Source organism: Exiguobacterium sp. s123, assembly GCF_018617075.1.
Taxonomy (GTDB): Bacteria; Bacillota; Bacilli; order Exiguobacteriales; family Exiguobacteriaceae; genus Exiguobacterium; species Exiguobacterium profundum.
Genome location: NZ_JACSJL010000002.1, coordinates 442958 through 463118, shown reverse-complemented (window position 1 = coordinate 463118; position 20161 = coordinate 442958). Strand labels below are relative to the sequence as shown.

At 47.1% G+C, this 20161-nt stretch carries 16 protein-coding genes and 1 pseudogene; 11 read left to right on the top strand and 6 right to left on the bottom strand.

Annotated elements, in window-relative coordinates; all coding sequences use genetic code 11:
• The first annotated feature begins 116 nt into the window (after positions 1 to 116).
• Positions 117 to 971, top strand: a complete 855-nt coding sequence (locus tag KNO72_RS06200; RefSeq protein WP_214757521.1) for an NAD-dependent epimerase/dehydratase family protein — start codon at positions 117 to 119, stop codon at positions 969 to 971.
• Between the two features lie 9 nt (positions 972 to 980).
• On the opposite strand, the gene KNO72_RS06195 is transcribed toward KNO72_RS06200, so the two are convergent.
• Positions 981 to 1418, bottom strand: coding sequence for a GNAT family N-acetyltransferase (locus tag KNO72_RS06195; protein WP_078147247.1), 438 nt, complete (start codon positions 1416 to 1418; stop codon positions 981 to 983).
• Positions 1419 to 1480: 62 nt separating this feature from the next.
• A complete protein-coding gene (locus KNO72_RS06190; RefSeq protein WP_012726821.1) occupies positions 1481 to 2458 on the bottom strand; it encodes an NAD(P)/FAD-dependent oxidoreductase in 978 nt (325 codons plus the stop codon).
• 262 nt (positions 2459 to 2720) lie between these two features.
• Between KNO72_RS06190 and KNO72_RS06185 the strand changes: the two genes are divergently transcribed.
• From KNO72_RS06185 to KNO72_RS06160, 6 genes and pseudogenes are all read left to right on the top strand, one after another.
• Positions 2721 to 3932 (top strand): NAD(P)/FAD-dependent oxidoreductase, encoded by a 1212-nt coding sequence (locus KNO72_RS06185; protein ID WP_012726820.1) that lies wholly within the window; start codon positions 2721 to 2723, stop codon positions 3930 to 3932.
• A 126-nt stretch (positions 3933 to 4058) separates the two neighbouring features.
• On the top strand, positions 4059 to 4376 hold the full coding sequence (locus KNO72_RS06180; protein ID WP_047795135.1) for a YuiB family protein: 318 nt from the start codon (positions 4059 to 4061) through the stop codon (positions 4374 to 4376).
• Between the two features lie 104 nt (positions 4377 to 4480).
• A complete protein-coding gene (gene glcT, locus KNO72_RS06175; RefSeq protein WP_078147246.1) occupies positions 4481 to 5326 on the top strand; it encodes a glucose PTS transporter transcription antiterminator GlcT in 846 nt (281 codons plus the stop codon).
• A gap of 221 nt (positions 5327 to 5547) precedes the next feature.
• A pseudogene (gene ptsG / locus KNO72_RS06170) lies at positions 5548 to 7047 on the top strand (glucose-specific PTS transporter subunit IIBC); the annotation flags it as partial.
• 137 nt (positions 7048 to 7184) lie between these two features.
• Entirely contained in the window at positions 7185 to 9224 is a 2040-nt protein-coding gene (ptsG, locus tag KNO72_RS06165; RefSeq protein WP_078147244.1) for a glucose-specific PTS transporter subunit IIBC, read from the top strand.
• Positions 9225 to 9348: 124 nt separating this feature from the next.
• Positions 9349 to 10182, top strand: coding sequence for an aldo/keto reductase (locus tag KNO72_RS06160; RefSeq protein WP_214757519.1), 834 nt, complete (start codon positions 9349 to 9351; stop codon positions 10180 to 10182).
• 50 nt (positions 10183 to 10232) lie between these two features.
• Here KNO72_RS06160 and ptsP read toward each other — a convergent pair whose 3' ends face one another.
• On the bottom strand, positions 10233 to 11951 hold the full coding sequence (gene ptsP, locus KNO72_RS06155; RefSeq protein WP_078147242.1) for a phosphoenolpyruvate--protein phosphotransferase: 1719 nt from the start codon (positions 11949 to 11951) through the stop codon (positions 10233 to 10235).
• A 325-nt stretch (positions 11952 to 12276) separates the two neighbouring features.
• Between ptsP and KNO72_RS06150 the strand changes: the two genes are divergently transcribed.
• Together KNO72_RS06150 and KNO72_RS06145 are read left to right on the top strand one after the other, a co-directional pair.
• Positions 12277 to 13716, top strand: a complete 1440-nt coding sequence (locus KNO72_RS06150; protein ID WP_078147241.1) for a leucyl aminopeptidase — start codon at positions 12277 to 12279, stop codon at positions 13714 to 13716.
• A gap of 132 nt (positions 13717 to 13848) precedes the next feature.
• Positions 13849 to 14508: a DUF429 domain-containing protein gene (locus tag KNO72_RS06145; RefSeq protein WP_078147240.1), complete on the top strand. Its 660-nt coding sequence runs from the start codon at positions 13849 to 13851 to the stop codon at positions 14506 to 14508.
• A 10-nt stretch (positions 14509 to 14518) separates the two neighbouring features.
• On the opposite strand, the gene ytvI is transcribed toward KNO72_RS06145, so the two are convergent.
• On the bottom strand, positions 14519 to 15652 hold the full coding sequence (gene ytvI / locus KNO72_RS06140) for a sporulation integral membrane protein YtvI (RefSeq protein ID WP_214730448.1): 1134 nt from the start codon (positions 15650 to 15652) through the stop codon (positions 14519 to 14521).
• 79 nt (positions 15653 to 15731) lie between these two features.
• Between ytvI and KNO72_RS06135 the strand changes: the two genes are divergently transcribed.
• Together KNO72_RS06135 and KNO72_RS06130 are read left to right on the top strand one after the other, a co-directional pair.
• Positions 15732 to 16511: a nucleotide pyrophosphohydrolase gene (locus KNO72_RS06135; protein WP_078147238.1), complete on the top strand. Its 780-nt coding sequence runs from the start codon at positions 15732 to 15734 to the stop codon at positions 16509 to 16511.
• 127 nt (positions 16512 to 16638) lie between these two features.
• Positions 16639 to 18552 carry an N-acetylmuramoyl-L-alanine amidase family protein gene (locus tag KNO72_RS06130; RefSeq protein ID WP_214730449.1) on the top strand — a complete coding sequence of 638 codons (1914 nt, stop codon included), beginning with the start codon at positions 16639 to 16641 and terminating at the stop codon, positions 18550 to 18552.
• Positions 18553 to 18632: 80 nt separating this feature from the next.
• Here the strand turns inward: KNO72_RS06130 and KNO72_RS06125 are convergent, their stop codons facing one another.
• The gene (locus tag KNO72_RS06125) at positions 18633 to 19673 is read right to left on the bottom strand and encodes a ribonucleotide-diphosphate reductase subunit beta (RefSeq protein ID WP_074036411.1); all 1041 of its coding nucleotides are present in this window, start codon (positions 19671 to 19673) and stop codon (positions 18633 to 18635) included.
• Positions 19630 to 20136, bottom strand: a complete 507-nt coding sequence (locus KNO72_RS06120; protein WP_012726807.1) for a flavodoxin domain-containing protein — start codon at positions 20134 to 20136, stop codon at positions 19630 to 19632. The genes KNO72_RS06125 and KNO72_RS06120 overlap by 44 nt, the downstream gene beginning before the upstream one ends.
• Positions 20137 to 20161 lie beyond the last annotated feature (25 nt).

The window sequence follows — 20161 nt, the reverse complement described above, 5'->3', positions numbered from 1 at the left end:
CTAACAAGTCTTTACTTATTAGAATAGCAAGAATACGCGTAAAAGTGGTAGATTAGTCTGTTTCTTTGAAGGGAAAATGAGTAGGGACGTCATTACAAATGGGAGGATTCAGGGTCATGAGAAAAGTATTGATATTCGGAGGGTCACGCTATTTCGGAAAACGGCTCGCATTGCGACTTGCTGAAGCAGGGGACGATGTGACGATTGTGACGAGGGGGCAACTACAGGTACCGGAAGCTGAAGGGATTCGGTCTGTCAAAGGAGACCGGCAATCGGTCGCGACGATGAAAGACTTGGCCCGCGAACGGTACGACCTCGTCTATGACAACATTTGTTTTACTCCGTATCAGGCAAAAATCGCCTCGGATGCGTTCATGGACAAAGTCGGAAAATATGTGCTCACGTCGACGATGTCGGTCTACGCACCTGGTCCTGATTTAAAAGAGAGCGACTTCAATCCGCTCCATTACGAATATCATCTTGAATCCGAACATGACTACGGACAAGGGAAACGCGAGGCGGAATCATTCTTCTTCCATCGCGCCTCTTTCCCGGTGGCGACCGTACGATTACCGATCGTGTTAGGTCCGGATGACTATACAGACCGATTGAAGTTTTATGTAGATGCAATCCGGAACGAGGAACCGGTTGTCTTGCATCACCCGGAAGCAAAGATGGGCTTCATCTCGAGTGCGGAAGCAGCAGCATTTTTAGAATGGGTGGGACGTGCGAACGTGACCGGTCCTTTCAACGCTGCAAGTGACGGGCTCATCTCCATGGGTGCTTTAATGGAGCGAATCGGTCAACACGTCGGAAAACCCGTCCATATTATAAAAGATGGAGACTCGTCGCCGTATGATTCGGATGTCGACTATTATATGTCGATTGCTGAGGCGAAGAAGGCGGGATTTGTGTTTACGCAACTCGATGACTGGATTGACCGGGTCATCGTTCAGACGCTCAAAAAATAACCTTTTTTGTTAAACATTGAGCTGTTTTCGCAAAAGGATTTTTTCGCGACCATTTTTATCTATATTGACTGCTTTGACATCGAAACCATGACGAATATTTAAGAGTAACATTTGTCGCCAACGATTCATCGTCTTTGTTTCAATCGATTTATAGTTTTGATTTTTAGCCCATTCGTGCTGTGTCTCCATTAACCGTGAGGCGATACCGAGATTACGAGAAGCAGGTTTGACGGCTCCCATCCAACTATAAAAACAATCTTCATTGAGAGGATAGCCAATCTTGTAGCCATGAATCTCGTTGTCAATAATCGCTAAAGTAAAAAATAAATTTGTTTTACGTATTAACTTTTGATGAAAGTGATTTATATCTCCAAAAACCTCTTGATGGATCGTGTATAGTTCATCGCGCATTTTATTGGTAATTGTATTTGTTGTGACTATATTCATGTTAACCTCCCTTGCAAGACAAAACTGAACCCCTGTGCATGGGAGCGACAGGGGTTCAGTGTTTATTTCCCAGCAAATACAGATGTCGAGTGTTGCGGATGACGAGCTGTCGGATCCACGAGCTGTTTCACTTGGTTGATGGCGATTGGGGCTTCACCGAAACCGGTCGCAATCAATTTTACTTTCCCTTCGTATGTCGCGATATCACCGCAAGCAAAGATGCCGGCAACGGTCGTTTCCATACGTGAATCGACACGGATTGTGTTTTTCTCGAATTCCATTCCCCAGTTCTTGATTGGACCGAGCGATGAAACGAATCCGTAGTTACAAATCAAATCATCGATTTCAACGATTTTTGATTCGCCATCCTTATCTGTCAATTCGACAGATTCGATGTGTGTCTCACCAGACAGTGACTCGATGTTATAGGGCGTGAGGACGTTAATCGTCGATGCCTTCATCTGTTCTACCGTATGTTCATGAGCACGGAAGCGGTCACGACGGTGAACGATGTGGACTTCTTTTGCGATTCCTTCAAGCATGAGTGCCCAGTCGACGGCTGAATCGCCACCGCCGGCAATCATGACACGGCGATCACGGAATTTCTCCATGTTGTCGACGAAGTAATGAAGGTTGGCGTAATCTTCGCAGCCATCAAGCCCGAGTGGACGAGCCGAGAAGGCACCGTTTCCGGCCGTGATAATGATGGCTTTCGTATGATATTCTTCTTTATTTGTTGTCAATACGAACGTGCCGTCCTCGAGACGTTCCACCGTTTCCACCGTTTCACCGAGACGGTAATCTTGTTCGAACTGGTCAGCTTGTGCTTTTAGTTGATCGATCAAGTCCTGTGCTTTTACTTTCGGGAAACCGGCAATATCATAAATATATTTTTCAGGATAGAGCGTTGACAACTGACCACCAAGTTGCGGTAAGCTTTCAATCAACGTCGTATCGAGTTGGCGCATGCCTGCATAAAATGCGGTGAACAGTCCGACCGGGCCGCCACCGATGATGATTACATCTTTCGTCGTCTTCATCGAATTCCTCCTCAAAGCGTATACATCTATTATAGAGAGTTTATTGAATTAAATCCATTCAGTACAAACATGCAACACTTTCAAAAAAAATTCAAGAAGATAAGCTTTTCCATTGAGAATTCAATTTAAAGAGCGTACAATGAAACAGAAGCAATTGTGAACAGATGTTGAACAAGGATAGGCTTTATTGTGAACGTCTATGTGAAGAAACACACAACATAGTTGTTCAAAAAACAAAACTTTAAACAAGGTGGAAATGAACATGAAACGACCTAACATTGTTATTCTTGGTGCGGGCTTCGGTGGACTCATCACAGCCGTCAACCTTCAAAAGACACTCGCTGCAGGTGATGCGAACATCACGCTCATCAACAAGCATGATTATCACTACCAAACGACATGGCTTCACGAACCAGCTGCTGGGACGATGAACCCAGACCAAGCGCGCATCTACATTAACGATATTGTGAACCCGTCACGTGTGAAACTTGTCAAAGGGATCGTCGATCGCGTCGATACTGCTGCCAAACAAGTCACGCTTGAAGATGGTTCTGTCGTCGAATACGACTATGTCGTCATCGGTCTCGGCGGTGTACCTGAAACGTTCGGTATCCCAGGCTTGAAAGAACATGCGATGACAATCAGCTCGTTGAACAGTGTTCGTAAAATCAAAGAGCACATCGAATATTCATTCGCTCAATATAAAACAAACGGTTCTTCAGACAACTCGTTCGTGACGATCGTTGTCGGTGGTGCCGGATTTACAGGAATCGAATTCCTCGGTGAAATCGTCAACCGAATCCCTGAACTTTGCAAACAGTATGACGTTCCACGCGAAGCGGTTCGCATCGTCAACATTGAAGCGGCACCAACAGTTCTTCCTGGTTTCGACCCAGAACTCACGACATACGCACAGAAATGGTTGGAGCGTAACGGTGTCGAGATGAAACTCGGTAACGGAATCAAAGGTGTCGAGCCAGGTGTGGTGACATTCGGTCCACTTCAAGGTGACACGACAGAAACGATTCGTGCCAACACGATCATCTGGACAGGTGGCGTAAGTGGTAGCCCGATCATCGAAAAATCAGGATTTGAAGCGGTCCGTAACCGTGTCATGGTGGAAGCGGACAACCGTGCACCAGGTCACGACAACGTCTTCATCATCGGTGACTGCTCAGCGGTCATGGACCCTGCATCGAACCGTCCATACCCACCGACGGCACAAATCGCGACACAACAAGCGCACAACGTTGCGAAAAACATCGCGGCACTTATCAATGGCAAATCGACTTCGAAGTTCACTTACGAGAGCAAAGGAACAGTTGCTTCACTCGGTCATAACGATGGAATCGGAATCGTGATGGGCAAAAAGATCTTCGGTCGCAACGCTTCATTCATGAAGAAAGTCATTGACAACAAACACTTCATCGAATTGAAAAAATACGGACTCGTCCTTAAAAAAGGGAAGTTCTAATTTCATGATTGCATGGCTCGTTCTGTCTCAGAACGGGCTGTTTTTCTTTCGAAATTGTCATAGGAAGTTCTTTGACCTCGTTGGTCGAAATTTTGTATAATGAAGAGCGGACAAGGGGGGCAACACATGCATATTATCCAAGCAGTCATTGGAGCCGTTTTATATATGACGATTTTTTTCAGTATCGGCTTCATCTTGAATATGTTACTTAAAAAGACATGGACACTCGTGTTCATTTATCCAATTTTTGTCATCATGATGATTGATAATGTCAAACTTTCGAGTTACGTGACCGAGACATCGACCGCGCTTACGAGTGTCTATGAAGGACTCGTCGGGTTGCAACTTCTCGATTTATTCATGCTCGGCTTTGGATTGCTCGGTGCAATTCTAGCTGGTGTGACGATTCGTTTCTTACGAAAGAGCGGTTATTCAATGTTTTAATTGGCGACAGAAATGTTCGCCTTTTTTGTTTTGTCCCTACTTTTTTAGGGCATGAACCGATATACTAGATAGCGAAACGATTTTTAGTAAGGGATGCGATGCGAATGACATTACCGATGTATACGATCAAAAAAGTGTTGAATAATAGCGTTGTCATTTGTCAACATGATACGGATCCGGAAGTCATTCTACTCGGGAAGGGGATTGGCTTTGGCAAAAAACCAGGCGACCTCGTCGACCCGGCCAGCGTCCCGGAGAAAGTGTATCAACTGACAGATAAAGAAGAGCAATCTCAATATCAAGAACTCGTCAAACATGTCGACGAGGACTTCATTGCGTTCATGCAAGAGATTGTCTGCTTCATTGAGACGAGTACGGGCAAGAAAGTCGATGAGCACATCCATATCGGTTTGACGGATCACTTGTTCTTCACGATGAAGCGAATCGAACAAGGGATGGAAGTGACGAATCCGTTTTTACTTGAAACGGAATCGCTCTATCCAAACGAGTTTGCGCTCGCGGAACGGATCGTCGATATGTTTCATGAACGATTGAACGTTTTGCTCCCGGATGCGGAAACAGGGTTTATCGCCCTTCATATTCACTCGGCGACGACGTTCAAAAACGTCCTCGAGGTCAACCGTCATAATCAAATCATCGGGCAAATTGTTCAGACGATTGAGAGTCATTTGAACGTGAAAATGGACCGGACATCACTCGATTATAAGCGCTTACTTCGGCACTTAAGGTACGCCGTTGAGCGGGTCGCGACAGGTGAGACGGTCGAGGCACCACAAAAAATTGAAAAGGTGTTGCGCGACGAATATCCGCTATGCTATAGTACTGCTTGGGAGCTGATGGGCATCATGGAACGCGAATTAAAGCGTCCTGTCCCACGAGGTGAAGCGACATATTTGACGATGCATCTCCAGCGCCTAACAAGTAGATAAATGATACCACGTGTCTTACGTGTTACTGATTCGATCAGGCATGAGTAAGGAGTGGAACGTTATGTGATGTCTCCATTGGGAGAGGTCTACGTTCTATCCTTATTCATGCCTTTTCTGTTTTTATAAACGTGATTTATGAAAACGTTTAGATACGTCGGTTGTCTGACATCTACGCCGCTATCATATTGTTTATACGTGCTTAAAAAAAGGAGGAAATGTTGATGTTTAAGCAGATCTTTGGTGTTCTTCAAAAAGTCGGTAAAGCACTTATGCTTCCTGTTGCGATCTTGCCGGCAGCCGGTCTTCTTCTTGCGTTCGGTAACGCAATGCAAAACCCACAACTTACATCACGCGCTGGTTGGTTAACGAACGAAGGCGTCGTGAAATTCGCTCAATTGATGGAGCAAGCAGGTGGAATCATCTTCTCGAACTTGGCGCTCTTGTTCGCAGTCGGTGTCGCCATCGGTTTAGCAGGTGACGGCGTAGCCGGACTTGCGGCAATCGTTGGATTCTTGATCATGAACAAAGTCATGGGTGTTTGGCTCGAACTCACACCTGAAGTATTGGCACAAGGTGACCCGGCTTACGCGAACGTACTCGGTATCCCAACGCTCCAAACAGGGGTATTCGGAGGGATCATCATGGGTCTCATCGCCGCATGGGCCTATAACAAGTACTTCAATATCGAATTGCCACAGTTCCTTGGTTTCTTCGCTGGTAAACGTTTCGTTCCAATCGTAACAGCAGTTGCAGCCGTCGTTGCTGGTTTCGTTTTACTATTAGTATGGCCACCAGTTCAGCACGGATTGAACTCATTCTCAAACTTCATGTTGAATGAAAACCGTACATTCGCAGCGTTCATCTTCGGTTTAATCGAACGTTCATTGATTCCATTCGGTCTTCACCACATCTTCTACTCACCGTTCTGGTTTGAATTCGGTTCATACACAGATGCAGCGGGTAATGTTGTACGTGGTGACCAAGCGATCTTCTTCGCACAAATTCGTGATGGTGCTGAATTGACAGCAGGTACGTTCATGACTGGTAAATTCCCGTTCATGATGTTCGGTCTTCCTGCAGCAGCACTCGCAATGTATCACGAAGCACGTCCTGAGCGTAAAGCGGTTGTCGGTGGTCTCTTGGCTTCTGCTGCCCTTACATCGTTCTTGACTGGTATCACAGAACCAATCGAGTTCTCATTCTTGTTCGTAGCACCACTTCTCTTCGCAGTACACGCGGTATTCGCAGGTCTTTCATTCATGACAATGCACATCTTGAACGTGAAAATCGGGATGACGTTCTCGGGTGGTTTGATCGACTTCTTGCTCTTCGGTGTTCTTCCAGGTCGTACGGCTTGGTGGCTCGTTATTCCAGTCGGTCTCGTGTTCGCGGTTATTTACTACTTCGGATTCCGCTTCGTTATCCGTAAGTTCAACCTTAAAACTCCAGGTCGTGAAGATGAGGTTGTTGAACAATCAACAGCTACTGGTTCGGAACTTGCACAAGATATCCTCGTCGGTCTTGGTGGCTCACAAAACATCAAACACCTCGATGCATGTATCACACGTCTTCGTGTCGAAGTTAAAGACAAAGCAAACGTAAACAAAGATGAGTTAAAACGACTTGGCGCTTCTGGTGTCCTTGAAGTTGGTAACAACATTCAAGCAATCTTCGGACCACGTTCGGACGCATTGAAATCAGAAATCCAAGCGGTCATCGCTTCAGGTAACGAAAAGAAAGTCAACTAATTGATGACCTAGACCAATCCTTCGGGGTTGGTCTTTTTCTTTTATATGAAACGGTTTCATCCAAACGTTAGAGGGAAAAAGTAAGTATTCTGACAAAGGAGGGAACCATGATGTGGAAGAAAGTGTTTGGCGTTTTACAACGGATCGGGAAAGCACTCATGCTTCCGGTTGCGATCTTACCGGCAGCCGGTCTTCTCTTGGCGTTTGGTACCGCATTCCAAAACCCGGACCTCGTTGAATTGCTCCCGTTTCTGGCGAATGACTCACTTGTCCTGATTTGGCAAGTCATGACAGATGCCGGGGACATCGTCTTCGCAAACTTAGGGTTACTGTTTGCCGTCGGGGTCGCGATCGGCCTGGCGAACGGGGACGGGGTTGCTGGTCTAGCAGCCATTGTCGGTTATTTGATCATGAACAAAGTCATTAGCACATGGAATGGGATTACCGCGGAAATCGCTCAAGGTGATCCGCAGTATGCCACCGTTCTCGGTATTCCGACACTCCAAATGGGGGTATTCGGGGGGATTATCGCAGGTCTTGTTGCAGCCTATGCGTACAACAAGTATTTCAACATCAAGTTGCCAGATTTCTTAGGGTTCTTTGCAGGGAAGCGGTTCGTCCCGATTGCGACGGCCGCATTCAGTTTGATTATCGGGATTGCGCTCGCATATATATGGCCACCGATTGGGAATGTGATCAACACGTTCTCAAGTACGGTCATCGAGGCAAACGTTGCCTTATCAGCATTCATCTTTGGATTAGTAGAACGTTCCTTGATTCCGTTCGGTCTTCACCATATTTGGTATTCTCCATTCTGGTTCCAATTCGGGGAGTATACGAACCAAGCAGGTGATCTCGTACAAGGTGACCAGCGGATCTTCTTCGCACAACTGCGTGACGGCGTGGAATTCACAGCCGGTACGTACATGACCGGGAAATTCCCGTTCATGATGTTCGGCTTACCAGCAGCCTGTCTCGCCATGTTCCACACGGTTCCGAAAGAACGGCGGAAAGACGTCGAGGGTCTCTATTTCTCGGCTGCCCTTACGTCATTCTTGACAGGGATCACAGAACCAGTCGAATTCTCATTCGTTTTCGTTGCACCACTTCTCTTCGGAATTCACGCCGTCTTTGCCGGTCTCTCCTTCATGACGATGCATTTACTGAACGTCAAGATTGGGATGACCTTCTCTGGTGGTCTCATTGACTATCTGCTCTTCGGGGTCCTGCCGAACCGGACGGCCTGGTGGCTCGTCATCCCGGTTGGTCTCGTCTTTGCGGTCATCTACTACTTTGGATTCCGGTTCGCTATTACGAAGTTTGACCTGAAAATTCCTGGACGTGACGTGCAGACTGGCACGAAAGGGGACAAAGCGGGGATTGGGGACGACTTGCCATATGAAGTGCTCGTCGGACTCGGTGGTCCTGAAAACATTAAACATTTAGATGCATGTATCACGCGACTTCGTGTCACCGTCAATGACGTGAAACAAGTTGACAAAGACCTTCTAAAAACGCTCGGTGCCGCTGGTGTCCTTGAAGTAGGAGACAATATCCAAGCCATCTTCGGACCAAAATCGGACACGCTCAAATCACAAATCGCGACCATCATCGAAGGTGGCGAATACAAACCGAAAGAAAAAGTAGAGAAGGCAGTCATTACACCGGAAGCGGCTGAACAAGCCGATCATCGCTTCTTGGCTCCGATGTCTGGTGTCCTGTTATCACTTGATGATGTGCCGGATCAAGTCTTCTCGGGTCGCATGATGGGAGAAGGGTTTGCGATTGAACCAAGTTCCGGACAGGTCGTTTCGCCGGTGACCGGTCAAATCACGACATTCTTCCCGACGAAACATGCGATTGGCATTTTGGCTGACGATGGACGTGAACTATTGATCCACGTCGGTCTCGATACGGTCAACCTGAAAGGGGAAGGATTCACAGCGAGAGTCGAAGAAGGCGCCCGGGTCGAAGCGGGAGACGTCCTTCTCGAAGTCGACCTCAGCGCGATTCGTGATAAAGTGCCGTCACTGATTACACCAATCATTTGGACGAACGGGGACGGAAAAGTCGTCGTCGTACCATTCGGTGAGACTGTCGTCGCGGGTGAAGCGCTCGACTTTAGAGCCGATGACAGAGGACCAGAATAAATGATTACGAGCCGCTCCTATCATGGGGCGGCTCGATTTGTGTAGTTACTTCAATGTGCCTTATTCCGGAAAAGGAGAATCCCCCTTATAGTGAAGGAGAATTCTCACGAAAGAAGGGGTACAAATGAAACAATCCATACAATTGAATCACGGTCAGAAAGCCATTCCTACTATTGGACTTGGCGTCTTCAAAGTTAAAGATGGGGATACAGTCATGGATGCCGTCGTCGAGGCGATTCGTCAAGGATACCGTCATATCGATACGGCAGCCGTTTATGAGAATGAAGAGGGGGTCGGTGACGGAATCCGAAAAGGAATGGAAATCGCAAATATTTCCCGGGAAGATTTATTTATCACATCGAAACTATGGAACGCTGATCAAGGTTACGATGCTGCCATCTCCGCCTACGAGGCGTCACTCGTTCGTCTTGGATTGGAACAGTTAGATTTGTATTTGATTCATTGGCCGGTGGAAGACAAGATGGTCAAGAGTTGGCGTGCCCTCGAAACGTTGTATCGAGAGGGACGTGTCGGGGCAGTCGGGGTGAGTAACTTCCAAGTCCATCACCTCGAGACATTGGCTGCAAACAGTGACCTCGTTCCAGCCGTGAACCAAGTTGAACGGCATCCGTTGCTTCGTCAAACCGAGTTAGCATCGTATATGAGCGAGCACGGCATCGTACCGGTCGCTTGGGCACCGCTTATGCAGGGAGGGTTGTTCGAAGAGCAGACTTTAGTAGAGGTCGCAAAGGAAGTCGATCGTTCCGTCGCCCAGGTGTTGTTACGGTGGCATCTCCAAACGGGATGGGTGATTATTCCAAAATCCATCAAACCACATCGAATCGCAGAAAACTTCGATGTTCATGACTTTGAATTGACCAAAGATCAAATGGAACGAATCGACTCACTCGACCGATATCAACGTGTCGGTCCAGACCCAGATGATTTTGATTTCTAATGCAGTATATAAAAAAGTCCTTCTCTCGAGTGAGAGAAGGACTTTTGCCATTATTTCTTAATGTCGAACTTTTCGCTAAGGAAGTTCACGACTTCTTCAGCTGTGTCCATGTTGAGGACTTCGTTGACGATTGCTTCTGTTTCCGACTTCGTCAAGCGTTTCACGAGGCTACGCGCACGAAGGACGCTTGAAGCGGACATCGAGAATTCGTCGAGACCAAGACCGAGAAGGATTGGAATCGCGAGTTCTTCTCCAGCCATCTCTCCACACATGCCGACCCATTTGCCAGCTTTGTGTGCTTCAGTGATGACATTGTGGAGAAGGTTCAAGATGGCAGGGTTGAACGGTTGGTACAAGTAAGAAACTTTTTCGTTCATCCGGTCAGCCGCCATCGTGTATTGAATCAAGTCGTTCGTTCCGACTGAGAAGAAGTCGACTTCTTTTGCGAATTGTTTCGCCATGACAGCCGTTGATGGAATTTCAACCATCATTCCAGTCTCATATTGTCCGACTTCGATTCCTTCTTCTTTCAACTTCGCTTCTTCTTCGAGAAGAAGGGCTTTCGCCGCGCGGAACTCTTCGAGTGTCGCAATCATTGGGAACATGATGGCGAGGTTCCCGTGAGCTGAGGCGCGGAGAAGGGCACGAAGTTGTGTGCGGAACAAATCTGTTTCCTCAAGGCAAAGGCGGATGGCACGATAGCCGAGGAACGGGTTCATTTCTTTCGGGAGGTCAAGGTATGACAACTCTTTGTCGCCACCGATGTCGAGTGTACGGATGACGACTTGCTTGCCTTCCATGCCTTCAAGAACCGTTTTGTAAGCTGTGTATTGCTCTTCTTCAGTCGGGAACGTTTCAGAGTCCATATATAGGAACTCCGTACGATAGAGCCCGATTGCATCTGAACCGTTTTTCAAAACGCCTTCGAGGTCGTTCGGTGTCCCGATGTTCGCAGCAAGCTTCACTTTGTGACCGTCCGCTGTGATTGACTCTTCGTTGACGAGTTGCTTCAACTCTTCTTTGTACGCTTCAAAATCAGCACGTTTGCCTTCGTATTCTTTGACGAGATCTTCTGAAGGGTTGACGAAGACGTCACCTTCTGTTCCGTCGATGATGACGAGGTCACCGTTTTTGATTTCTTCAAGGGCCACTTTTGTTCCAACTACTGCCGGAATTTCAAGTGAGCGTGACATGATGGCAGAGTGAGACGTACGTCCGCCGATGTTCGTCGCGAATCCTTTGACGTATTTACGGTTAAGTTGTGCCGTGTCTGATGGTGTCAAATCTTCGGCAATGATGATGACTTCTTCTGAAATCGAAGCTGGAGTCACGAATGTCACTCCGAGAATGTGAGCCATGACACGTTTTGTGACGTCACGAACATCAGCTGCACGTTCGCGCATGTATTCGTTATCCATTGATTCGAAAATCATGATCATCGTTTGGGCGACTTCGTCAAGTGCCTTCGCTGCGTTCATGTTTTCGCTTTCAATTTTGTCGTTCACTTGCGATACGATTTCTGGGTCCTCAACGATTAAAAGGTGAGCTGAGAAAATCTCGGCTTTGTCTGGACCGAGCTCACGAAGTGTATGTTCGCGAATGGCTTCAAGCTCCGTTTTAGATTGTGCGATCGCATCTTGGAAGCGAGCCTTTTCTGCAGCGACATCTTCAATCTTGTGTGATGGGATATCGAATGAAGGTGTCTCCATGACGAATGCTTTTGCAACTGCAATTCCTGCAGATGCACCAATACCTTTAATGTGTGACATAAGCGTAGTCCCTCTTTTCAAAGAAATAGTGTACTTTCCTGCCTCGTTACTTCATACCCGAAAAGAAAAAAGAATTAACGAGAACGGAGAAAGTTAAAGTAGCAACGGTCTACGACTAGGGGAAGCCTCGACCAGTCAAATTGGCCTCACTTCACGATGAAGAGAAGCCCGATTGCGTACTTTCTTATCCTATCATAAAATAAAACAACGTCACAACGAGGAGATAGCCCATGAATTCGAAGATTTCTTGACTCTTACGCATACTATTTCATTATTTTGGAGAAGTTCGTTATGCTTACCATATATATAGAAGGGAAGTGGCAATATGTATCAAATTGCTCAATTAAATTGGACCGATTCTTACGAGACAATCGTCGTCGGAATTGGAGCGGCTGATTCTATCGATGAGGGACTCGACACATTGTTTGATGGACGCGTCAAAGCGCTTATTCAATCAGGAGACCTCTCTACGAAGACGGGGGAAGTGACAATCCTTCCGACATTCGCCGGTGAGACGACCCGTGTTTTATTTGTCGGACTTGGTCAACGAAATGACATGACGACCGAGAATGTTCGGAATTGGTTCGGGAAAGTCTCGAAACTGATCAAGTCACGTGGATTGAAGGACGTCGCCGTAGCGCTTGATACGTTTACGGATGGTGCCGCACGCATATTCACAGAAGCGTATGAAATGGCGACCTATGCCCATCCTACATATAAGTCTGCTCCAAATGAAACGGTCGAAGAACCGACGATCACGTTGCTCGGTGACGTGGACCAGACGGATATCGATGCGGGTGTGGCTTATGGGAAAGGGGTCAATGTCGCTCGAACGTTGACGATGATGCCGGCCAATATTTTGACAGCGGAGACGTTAGCGGATTACGCGGTTGAGTTGGCGAAACGTCATGATTTCAAATACCGTATTCTTGAAAAAGAAGAGATGGAAGGACTAGGTATGGGGGCATTGCTCGCAGTCAACCAAGGGTCGACGATTCCTCCAAAATTGATTGTACTCGAGTATCGTGGGGCAGAAGAAGCTCCGATTGCCGTTGTCGGGAAGGGTGTCACGTTCGACACAGGCGGCTATTCAATTAAGCCGAAAGATGGCATCGTCGGGATGAAAGGGGATATGGGTGGCGCTGCTACCGTCCTCGGATTGTTCGAGACCCTCGGATTGACGCGACCAAAACGGAACGTGATTGGCATCATCGGTGCGACCGACAATATGATTTCTGGAGATGCGTTCAAACCAGATGATGTGATCACGGCCATGAATGGAAAGACGATCGAAGTATTGAACACGGATGCAGAAGGACGTCTTGTATTAGCGGATGCGGTCACGTTTGCGAAAACGTATGAACCAAAAGCCATCATCGATGTGGCTACGCTCACAGGTGGCGTTCTCGTCGCCCTCGGGACAGACGTGACGGGCTGTCTAACGAACGACGATACCCTCTATCGTTCTCTTGAAGAGGCGAGCCGTGAGACGAACGAACTCGTGTGGCAGATGCCATATTTCGATGTCTTCATCGACAAGGTGAGAAAATCGGAAGTTGCCGACTTGAACAACTCACCAGGTCGTTTCGGGCATATGATTTTTGGTGGCGCATTTGTCGGTGAGTTTGTCGGCGATACACCATGGCTACATCTCGATATTGCAGGAACGAGCGAACGAGCGGCAGCGAATGACCTCGGTCCGAAGGGGCCGACGGGTGTCATGGTTCGAACCCTCGCACGGATGATTGAATCGTGGGAGCGGTAAGAGCAGGTGGCGTAATCGGTTTGGCGATTCTGTGTGGCCTATGCTACACGGTTTGGCCGAACCGTATTTGGTTAGGGAGTACAGTGTTTCTCGCCGTATTTGGCGTGTTGATGATGTTACAGGAGGTACGACATGGTAGGAGTAGGAATTGATGGTGCACGTGGCGGCTGGGTACGGATCACATATGACAGCATCTCACTTTGTTTAACGATTTCGGAGACGTTGGAGGAGTTGCTGATTGATGGTGCCATGCATTTTGTGGATATGCCGAAAGATTTAGGAACGGTCGACCATCCGAGCCGCGAATGCGATGCGTGGATGCGTTGCCGACTCAGCCAACGAAAGTCGTCCGTCTTCACTCCGCCGATTCAAGAGGTGTTGCAAGAAGCGACTTATGAGGAAGCGAATGAAAGGAGTCGGGCGTTGGTTGGCAAAGGAATTAGTAAACAAGCGTGGAATCTTGTTCCCCGGATCCGTGAGTTTCAGCAGGTGAAGGCATCTGACGTTTACGAATCACATCCGGAAGTTTGTTTCTCGGTCATGATGGGACATGAGGCAAGTCATTCGAAAAAGACGGTCGAAGGGCAGGATGAGCGAATCGAGTTACTTCGGCAATACTCGAAAAGTTCTCCATGGAAATGGAAGATGTCGAACGTCCAAATCGACGATATTATCGATGCGTGCATCTTGGCGGTAGCTGCCTATGAAGCGGGGACAAGTGGTCTCTCGCTTCAGCCGGCAGAATCCGATCAACCCGTAGTGGCTGTACCTCAAATGAAAAAAGAGCGATGAAATCAACATTTCATCGCTCTTTTGCTGTCGTCGTAGGCGGACCGACGATAAATCGCCATATGTAATGAAACACTTTGGCATTGTATACGGCTTTCAACAGGACGGCGAGTACGGGCCCGACGATAAAGCCGAGTACACCGAATAGCTTTAATCCAACGAAGATGGAGATGAGTGCGACCAGTGGATTCAATCCGATATGGGAACCGACAATTTTCGGTTCAGCCAAGTTGCGTTGGACGATGACGATGATATACAACACGACCAATCCGATGGCCACGAACCAATCACCTGTCACCGCGGCATAGGCGGCCCAAGGAATAAGTAGCGTACCGACCCCCAAATAAGGCAAGAGGTCAAAGAACCCCGCGAGTAAAGCGAAAGAGAGCGGGTTGTCAACACGGAGGATGAGCATTCCGATCAAGACGATCCCGAATGTGATGGAGATGAGCGTGAACTGGGCACGGACGTATCCAAATAGGGCAGACTTGAGGTTGATCATCACTTCCTCGAATTCTTTGAATCCTTTTCGTTTGTTCAGACGATTCAGTGAGTTGACGTATGATGGCCAATCCTTTGTGATGAAGAACCAGGCGAGGACAATGACGACCACGAGCAACAAGACGAGCGGAAGCGCTGCTAACATGTTTTGTAGCACACTGGCCACTCCGCGGGACAAGACACCAATCGCTGAGGCGAGTTGGACACCGAGCTCGGTGATTCCTCCCTCGAGCGAGGTCGTCTGTCCGGGATTTAACTGCTGATAGCTCTGGTATGCATCATTGACGAGCGGTGCGATTTTTTCATTGAACAGTCGTTGGATAAACTCGGTGAGTGTCTCAATTTGTTCAGGGAGTCGTTCCGCTGCCACCGTTGCATAATGAATCAATTGGATGATGACGATGGTGATGATTCCGACGACGATGCTAAGCACGATGATCAAGGAAATGAGAGTGCCGAGTGCACGAGGCATATTTGATTTTCGCTCGAAAAAGTTGACGAGCGGGACGGTCATCAAGGACAAGAGCAAGGCAAATACGAACGGATATGTATATTCGAAAAGTATATTCAATAGCCAAGTGATTAAAAAGAAACCGATAACGACGAGAATGAATCGAAGCAATTGCCAAAGTCTTGCCGACGACATGTGGAACCCACCCTTTCCGGACAACTAGGTTGAGCATAGTATATCATGTAAGCGGTAAATAAAGCAGAAAGATAGGTGAATGAACGTGAGAGAAGTTCAACAGAAAATCGATACGATGATTCTTCATTTAGGTGGTTACTGGAGACCTTTATCCGGGCTAGCACGATTGTTAGAAGAGGTAGGAGAAGTAGGGGGCGCGTTAAGGAGAGAGGCGCGGGATGAGTTGAAAGAGGAGTTACTTGATGTACTAGTGATCTCCACGTGTCTAGCAAACCAGTATGCGATTGCATTGCAGCAACCAGAGGCGGAGGGAGGAGAATCGAAAGAGAAGCTGTATTTTCAAATTGTTGAAGAGGCAGGAGAAGTGGCGCGGATTTTGAACGCTTATGAAGGCGATAAGAAGTTAAAACCGAACCGTAAAGGTCAATCACTACAGCATCATATCGAGCAATTGCAGCGTGCCGTTTTGTCTCTTGGAGCGTCTTACTATCTCAATCTGTTCGATTCACTCTTTGCCCTCATCGAAGAGAAGTCGGCCCGGGACTTCGGACGATTTGACCACACGCCGGACCCGATCACGGAGACATCGGTGCGTACTTATTTATCGCATCAGCCAGGTCGCTATTGGGGCGGGGTCCCAGTTAAATCATTTGAGCGATTCGACCGATATATAGAACGAGAACAACATGTCGAGCGGTTTTATCGCATTGCAGCGATTGAAGGACTGGATGGATTTGTGATTCAACAGAGACGAGATGGATTGATTGGTATAGAGAATCCTTTCGTTAAAGAAGGCTTTACTGTCGCCATCGAAGATTACGGAACGGAGACGTTTCTGATTATCCGACCAGCTAAATAAAAACATTTACCTTTTTATCAAAAACATTCATCTTTTTTTTCAAATATTTACTTTTTTTAAAAAAGTATTATGCTAATATGAAATTGTTGTTAGTAGGAAATGCCGCAATGAGAAAGGAATATTTTGGATGAAAATGAAACTATTGAAAGTTGCCCTCATCTTAACGGTCCTCTTGTTAGGGATGCAACTTCCATCTGTCGAAGCTGCAACTTATGATGGAGAGACGACTGTCAATTTGAACATTCGTACATCCCCTAGTCTGAGTGGGAAGGTAGTGAAAACATTACCAAAAAGCACGAAAGTAAAGTATGGAACGTATAATCAGTCATGGCTCAAAGTGTATGTAAACAATCGTACATACTATGCCTCGGCCCAGTACATTCGAAAACTTTCATCCACTTCAAGTTCGTTAACGACGCAGGCGGCAACGTCTACTGGAGTGACGACTGCGAATTTAAACGTTCGCGTCACGTCCCATCGATCGGCGACGATTGTGACCACGTTGAAGAAGGGGACGGAAGTGAAGTATGCCGTTCATAATTCTTCTTGGGCAAAAGTCTACCTAAATGGCAAGACGTACTATGCCGCAAAAGCTTACATCGCACCGAAACTGACAGAATCGAATGTGGAGCGGACAAATGGCTACGCGAACCGTGAGTTGAAGTTGTTCGCTGAACGCAACCAACGTTCGAAAGTGCAGAAAGTTCTTCCGAAACATACGGCTGTCGTCTCGAGCAAATATAATTCGAGCTGGTCGATTGTTTATATCGGGAACGAAACGTACTACACACCGACTTGGGGCATTACAGAAGGTACATTGGATAGCAGTGTAGAGAAAAAAGACGGGTATGCAAACCGGGAGCTGAAACTCTTCGCTGAGCGGAATCAACGGTCGGCGGTGAAGAAGATACTTCCCGTGAACACGGCTGTCGTCTCGAGCAAATACAACTCGAGTTGGTCGATTGTCTATCTCGGAAGTGAAACGTATTACACACCGACAGCTTGGATCTCTACTTCGAAAACGTCGACAGAACCTCCGACGACAACGAAACCAGATGATGGACTCACGCAAGGGTATGCTAACCGTACAGTAAACTTGTTTGGAAAAACCCATCAGAGTTCGGAAGTCCTCATGGTTCTTCCGAAATACACGGCTGTTTCATACAAAGCGTACAATTCGAGTTGGTCGACTGTTCAGATCGGCTCGAAAGTCTACTACACAGCGAGTTCGTGGTTGACGAAAGGGAAAGCCCCGGCTGCGCCGGAAGCTGCACCAAAAGGTACGGTATACATCAACACACCAGGTGATGTATTGAACGTTCGTTCGAAAGCGAGTCTTGATTCGAATGTGGTTGGTCAACTCAATCACGGAACAGCTGTTTTACATTATGGGACAACCAATGGTTTCCATAAAATCAAGTTCAACGGACAAGATGCTTTCATTTCTTCAGCATTCGTGATGACATCTAAGCCGAGCACATCGACTGGAACAGTCATCGTCCTTGATCCAGGACACGGTGGAAAAGACTCGGGAGCAGTTAATGGATCTCTCTATGAGAAAACGATTGTACTCGATGTAACGAAACGTGTAGAAGCTTATCTTCGCTCAAAATATGATTACAATGTACGTCTCACTCGTTCGACTGATGTCTATTTGACTCTAGATCAGCGAGTTGCTGCAGCGAAGTCGTTACGTGGTGATTTGTTTGTAAGTATGCACGTCAACGCAGCCGGTTCATCATCTGCGAAAGGGGTAGAAACGTTCTATTCTTCTCAGTCTGCGCACAGCGCTCGAAGTCGTGTCCTTGCTTCAAACATTCAAAGCAACTTGGCGGGTAAAATGAGTGGAATGTCGAACCGAGGAGTGAAAACAGCTAATTATTACGTTATTACGTATAATACAATGCCATCTGCACTCGTCGAATTAGGATTTATCTCATCACCAACAGATTTGACTTACCTTCGAAGTAACACGTCTCGTCAGCAAATGGCGGAAGGTGTGGCTGAAGGAATTGCCAAATATGTTCAGACTTATTATTGATTTGAATTAACCCAGACATGATTGTCTGGGTTTTTTCGATGTACAAAAAACCGAACCGATTAAATCGGTTCGGTTCAATTTTATAGATCATCAAATCCGTTCGCGTCTGTCACTTTCGCATAAGAACGTGACTTTTGTTCGAAGAAATCAGATTTTGTCGCATTGAGCGAGTCATCTGAGTATGCCCGGATCCAAGGCATGACATCTTCGTCAAATCCTTCATACAAGTCATTCAGACCGATGACGCGGAGGCGTTTATTCGCCAAGTATTTGACGTAGTCTCGCATTTCACTGACGTCGAGTCCATCGAGGTCACGGAGAACGTATTCACACCACTCGATCTCAAGGTCGACCGCTTCTGCCATCGTGTCGTATACGAACTGACTGAACTTTCCGTTTTCATCAATCTTCGGATTTTCTGTCAGCACGGCACGTAAGAGCTGGCTGATGAAGTAAGAATGTTGCATCTCATCACGTTGGATATAACTGATCATCGTGGATGTACCGACCATCTTTTGGTGGCGGGCGAGATTGTAGAAATAAGCGAATCCTGAATAGAAGTTGATGCCTTCTAGAATGACGGATGCAACGAGTGATTTCGCAAAGTTTTCAGCGTTCGGAGTCTCGCGGAACGCTTCATATAAGTCCAAGATGAATTGATTGCGCTTCATGACCATTTCATCATCTTTGGCGATGTCAAAGATTCGATTTTGTTCAGCGAGTGGCACGAGACTTGATAGGACATAGCTGTATGATTGATTGTGCACGACCTCTTGTTGTGCGATGACCGCGAGAACGGCGTGTACAGACGAGTCAGATGAGAACATAGAAGACTCGAGGATGTATCGTGTCTGGACCGAGTCGAGAATCGAGAGCAGTCCGATGATCCGTTTGAATGCATCCTGTTCACGTTCAGTCAATTGCGGCCATTGTTGCATATCCTTAGACATTGAGATCTCATCAGGAATCCAAAAGTTCGATAATAACTGTTTGTAAATGGTATAGAACTGAGGATACGCGATATCGTTCCAATTGACGATCGAACTCGTTTCCCCGCCAATGATGGCGGTTGCCCGGTTAGGATGTTTGGGCGACAATAATTTGATTTTCTGAATCGACATGATGCATAACTCCTTCTTCTACATGGTGAGCCATCCGCTCTGCCCAATGTTGGACGTTGAACGGTTGGTTACGTGGGGACTGCTCGATTTTAAGCAGTTCCCCGGCAAGTGGGATTCCGTATTTTGAAAGGTGGTACGCCATCTCGTCAACAGCGCGACAGAAATGTACAAACATCTTGTCACCGGTTCCGAATACCGCAGCTTGTCGAATCGGCACTTGGAGTTCCTTTAACACGAGGCGGAACGTATCTTTCATTTCGTCTGGTAAGATTCCGTCTGCCCACGTGTAAGAGCCGAAATAGACGAGGTCGAACGAAGCGAGCGACTTTGCTTCGCGATATCCGACGCGATCGGCATCATAGCGGACGACCGTATCGCCACGGCGATGATGTGTCGATTCGATGAGCGATGCCACTTCTTCCGTGTTTCCACTCATCGAATGACAGATGATTGCGATGTTCATAGGGTGGACCACCTTTCTATAAAAT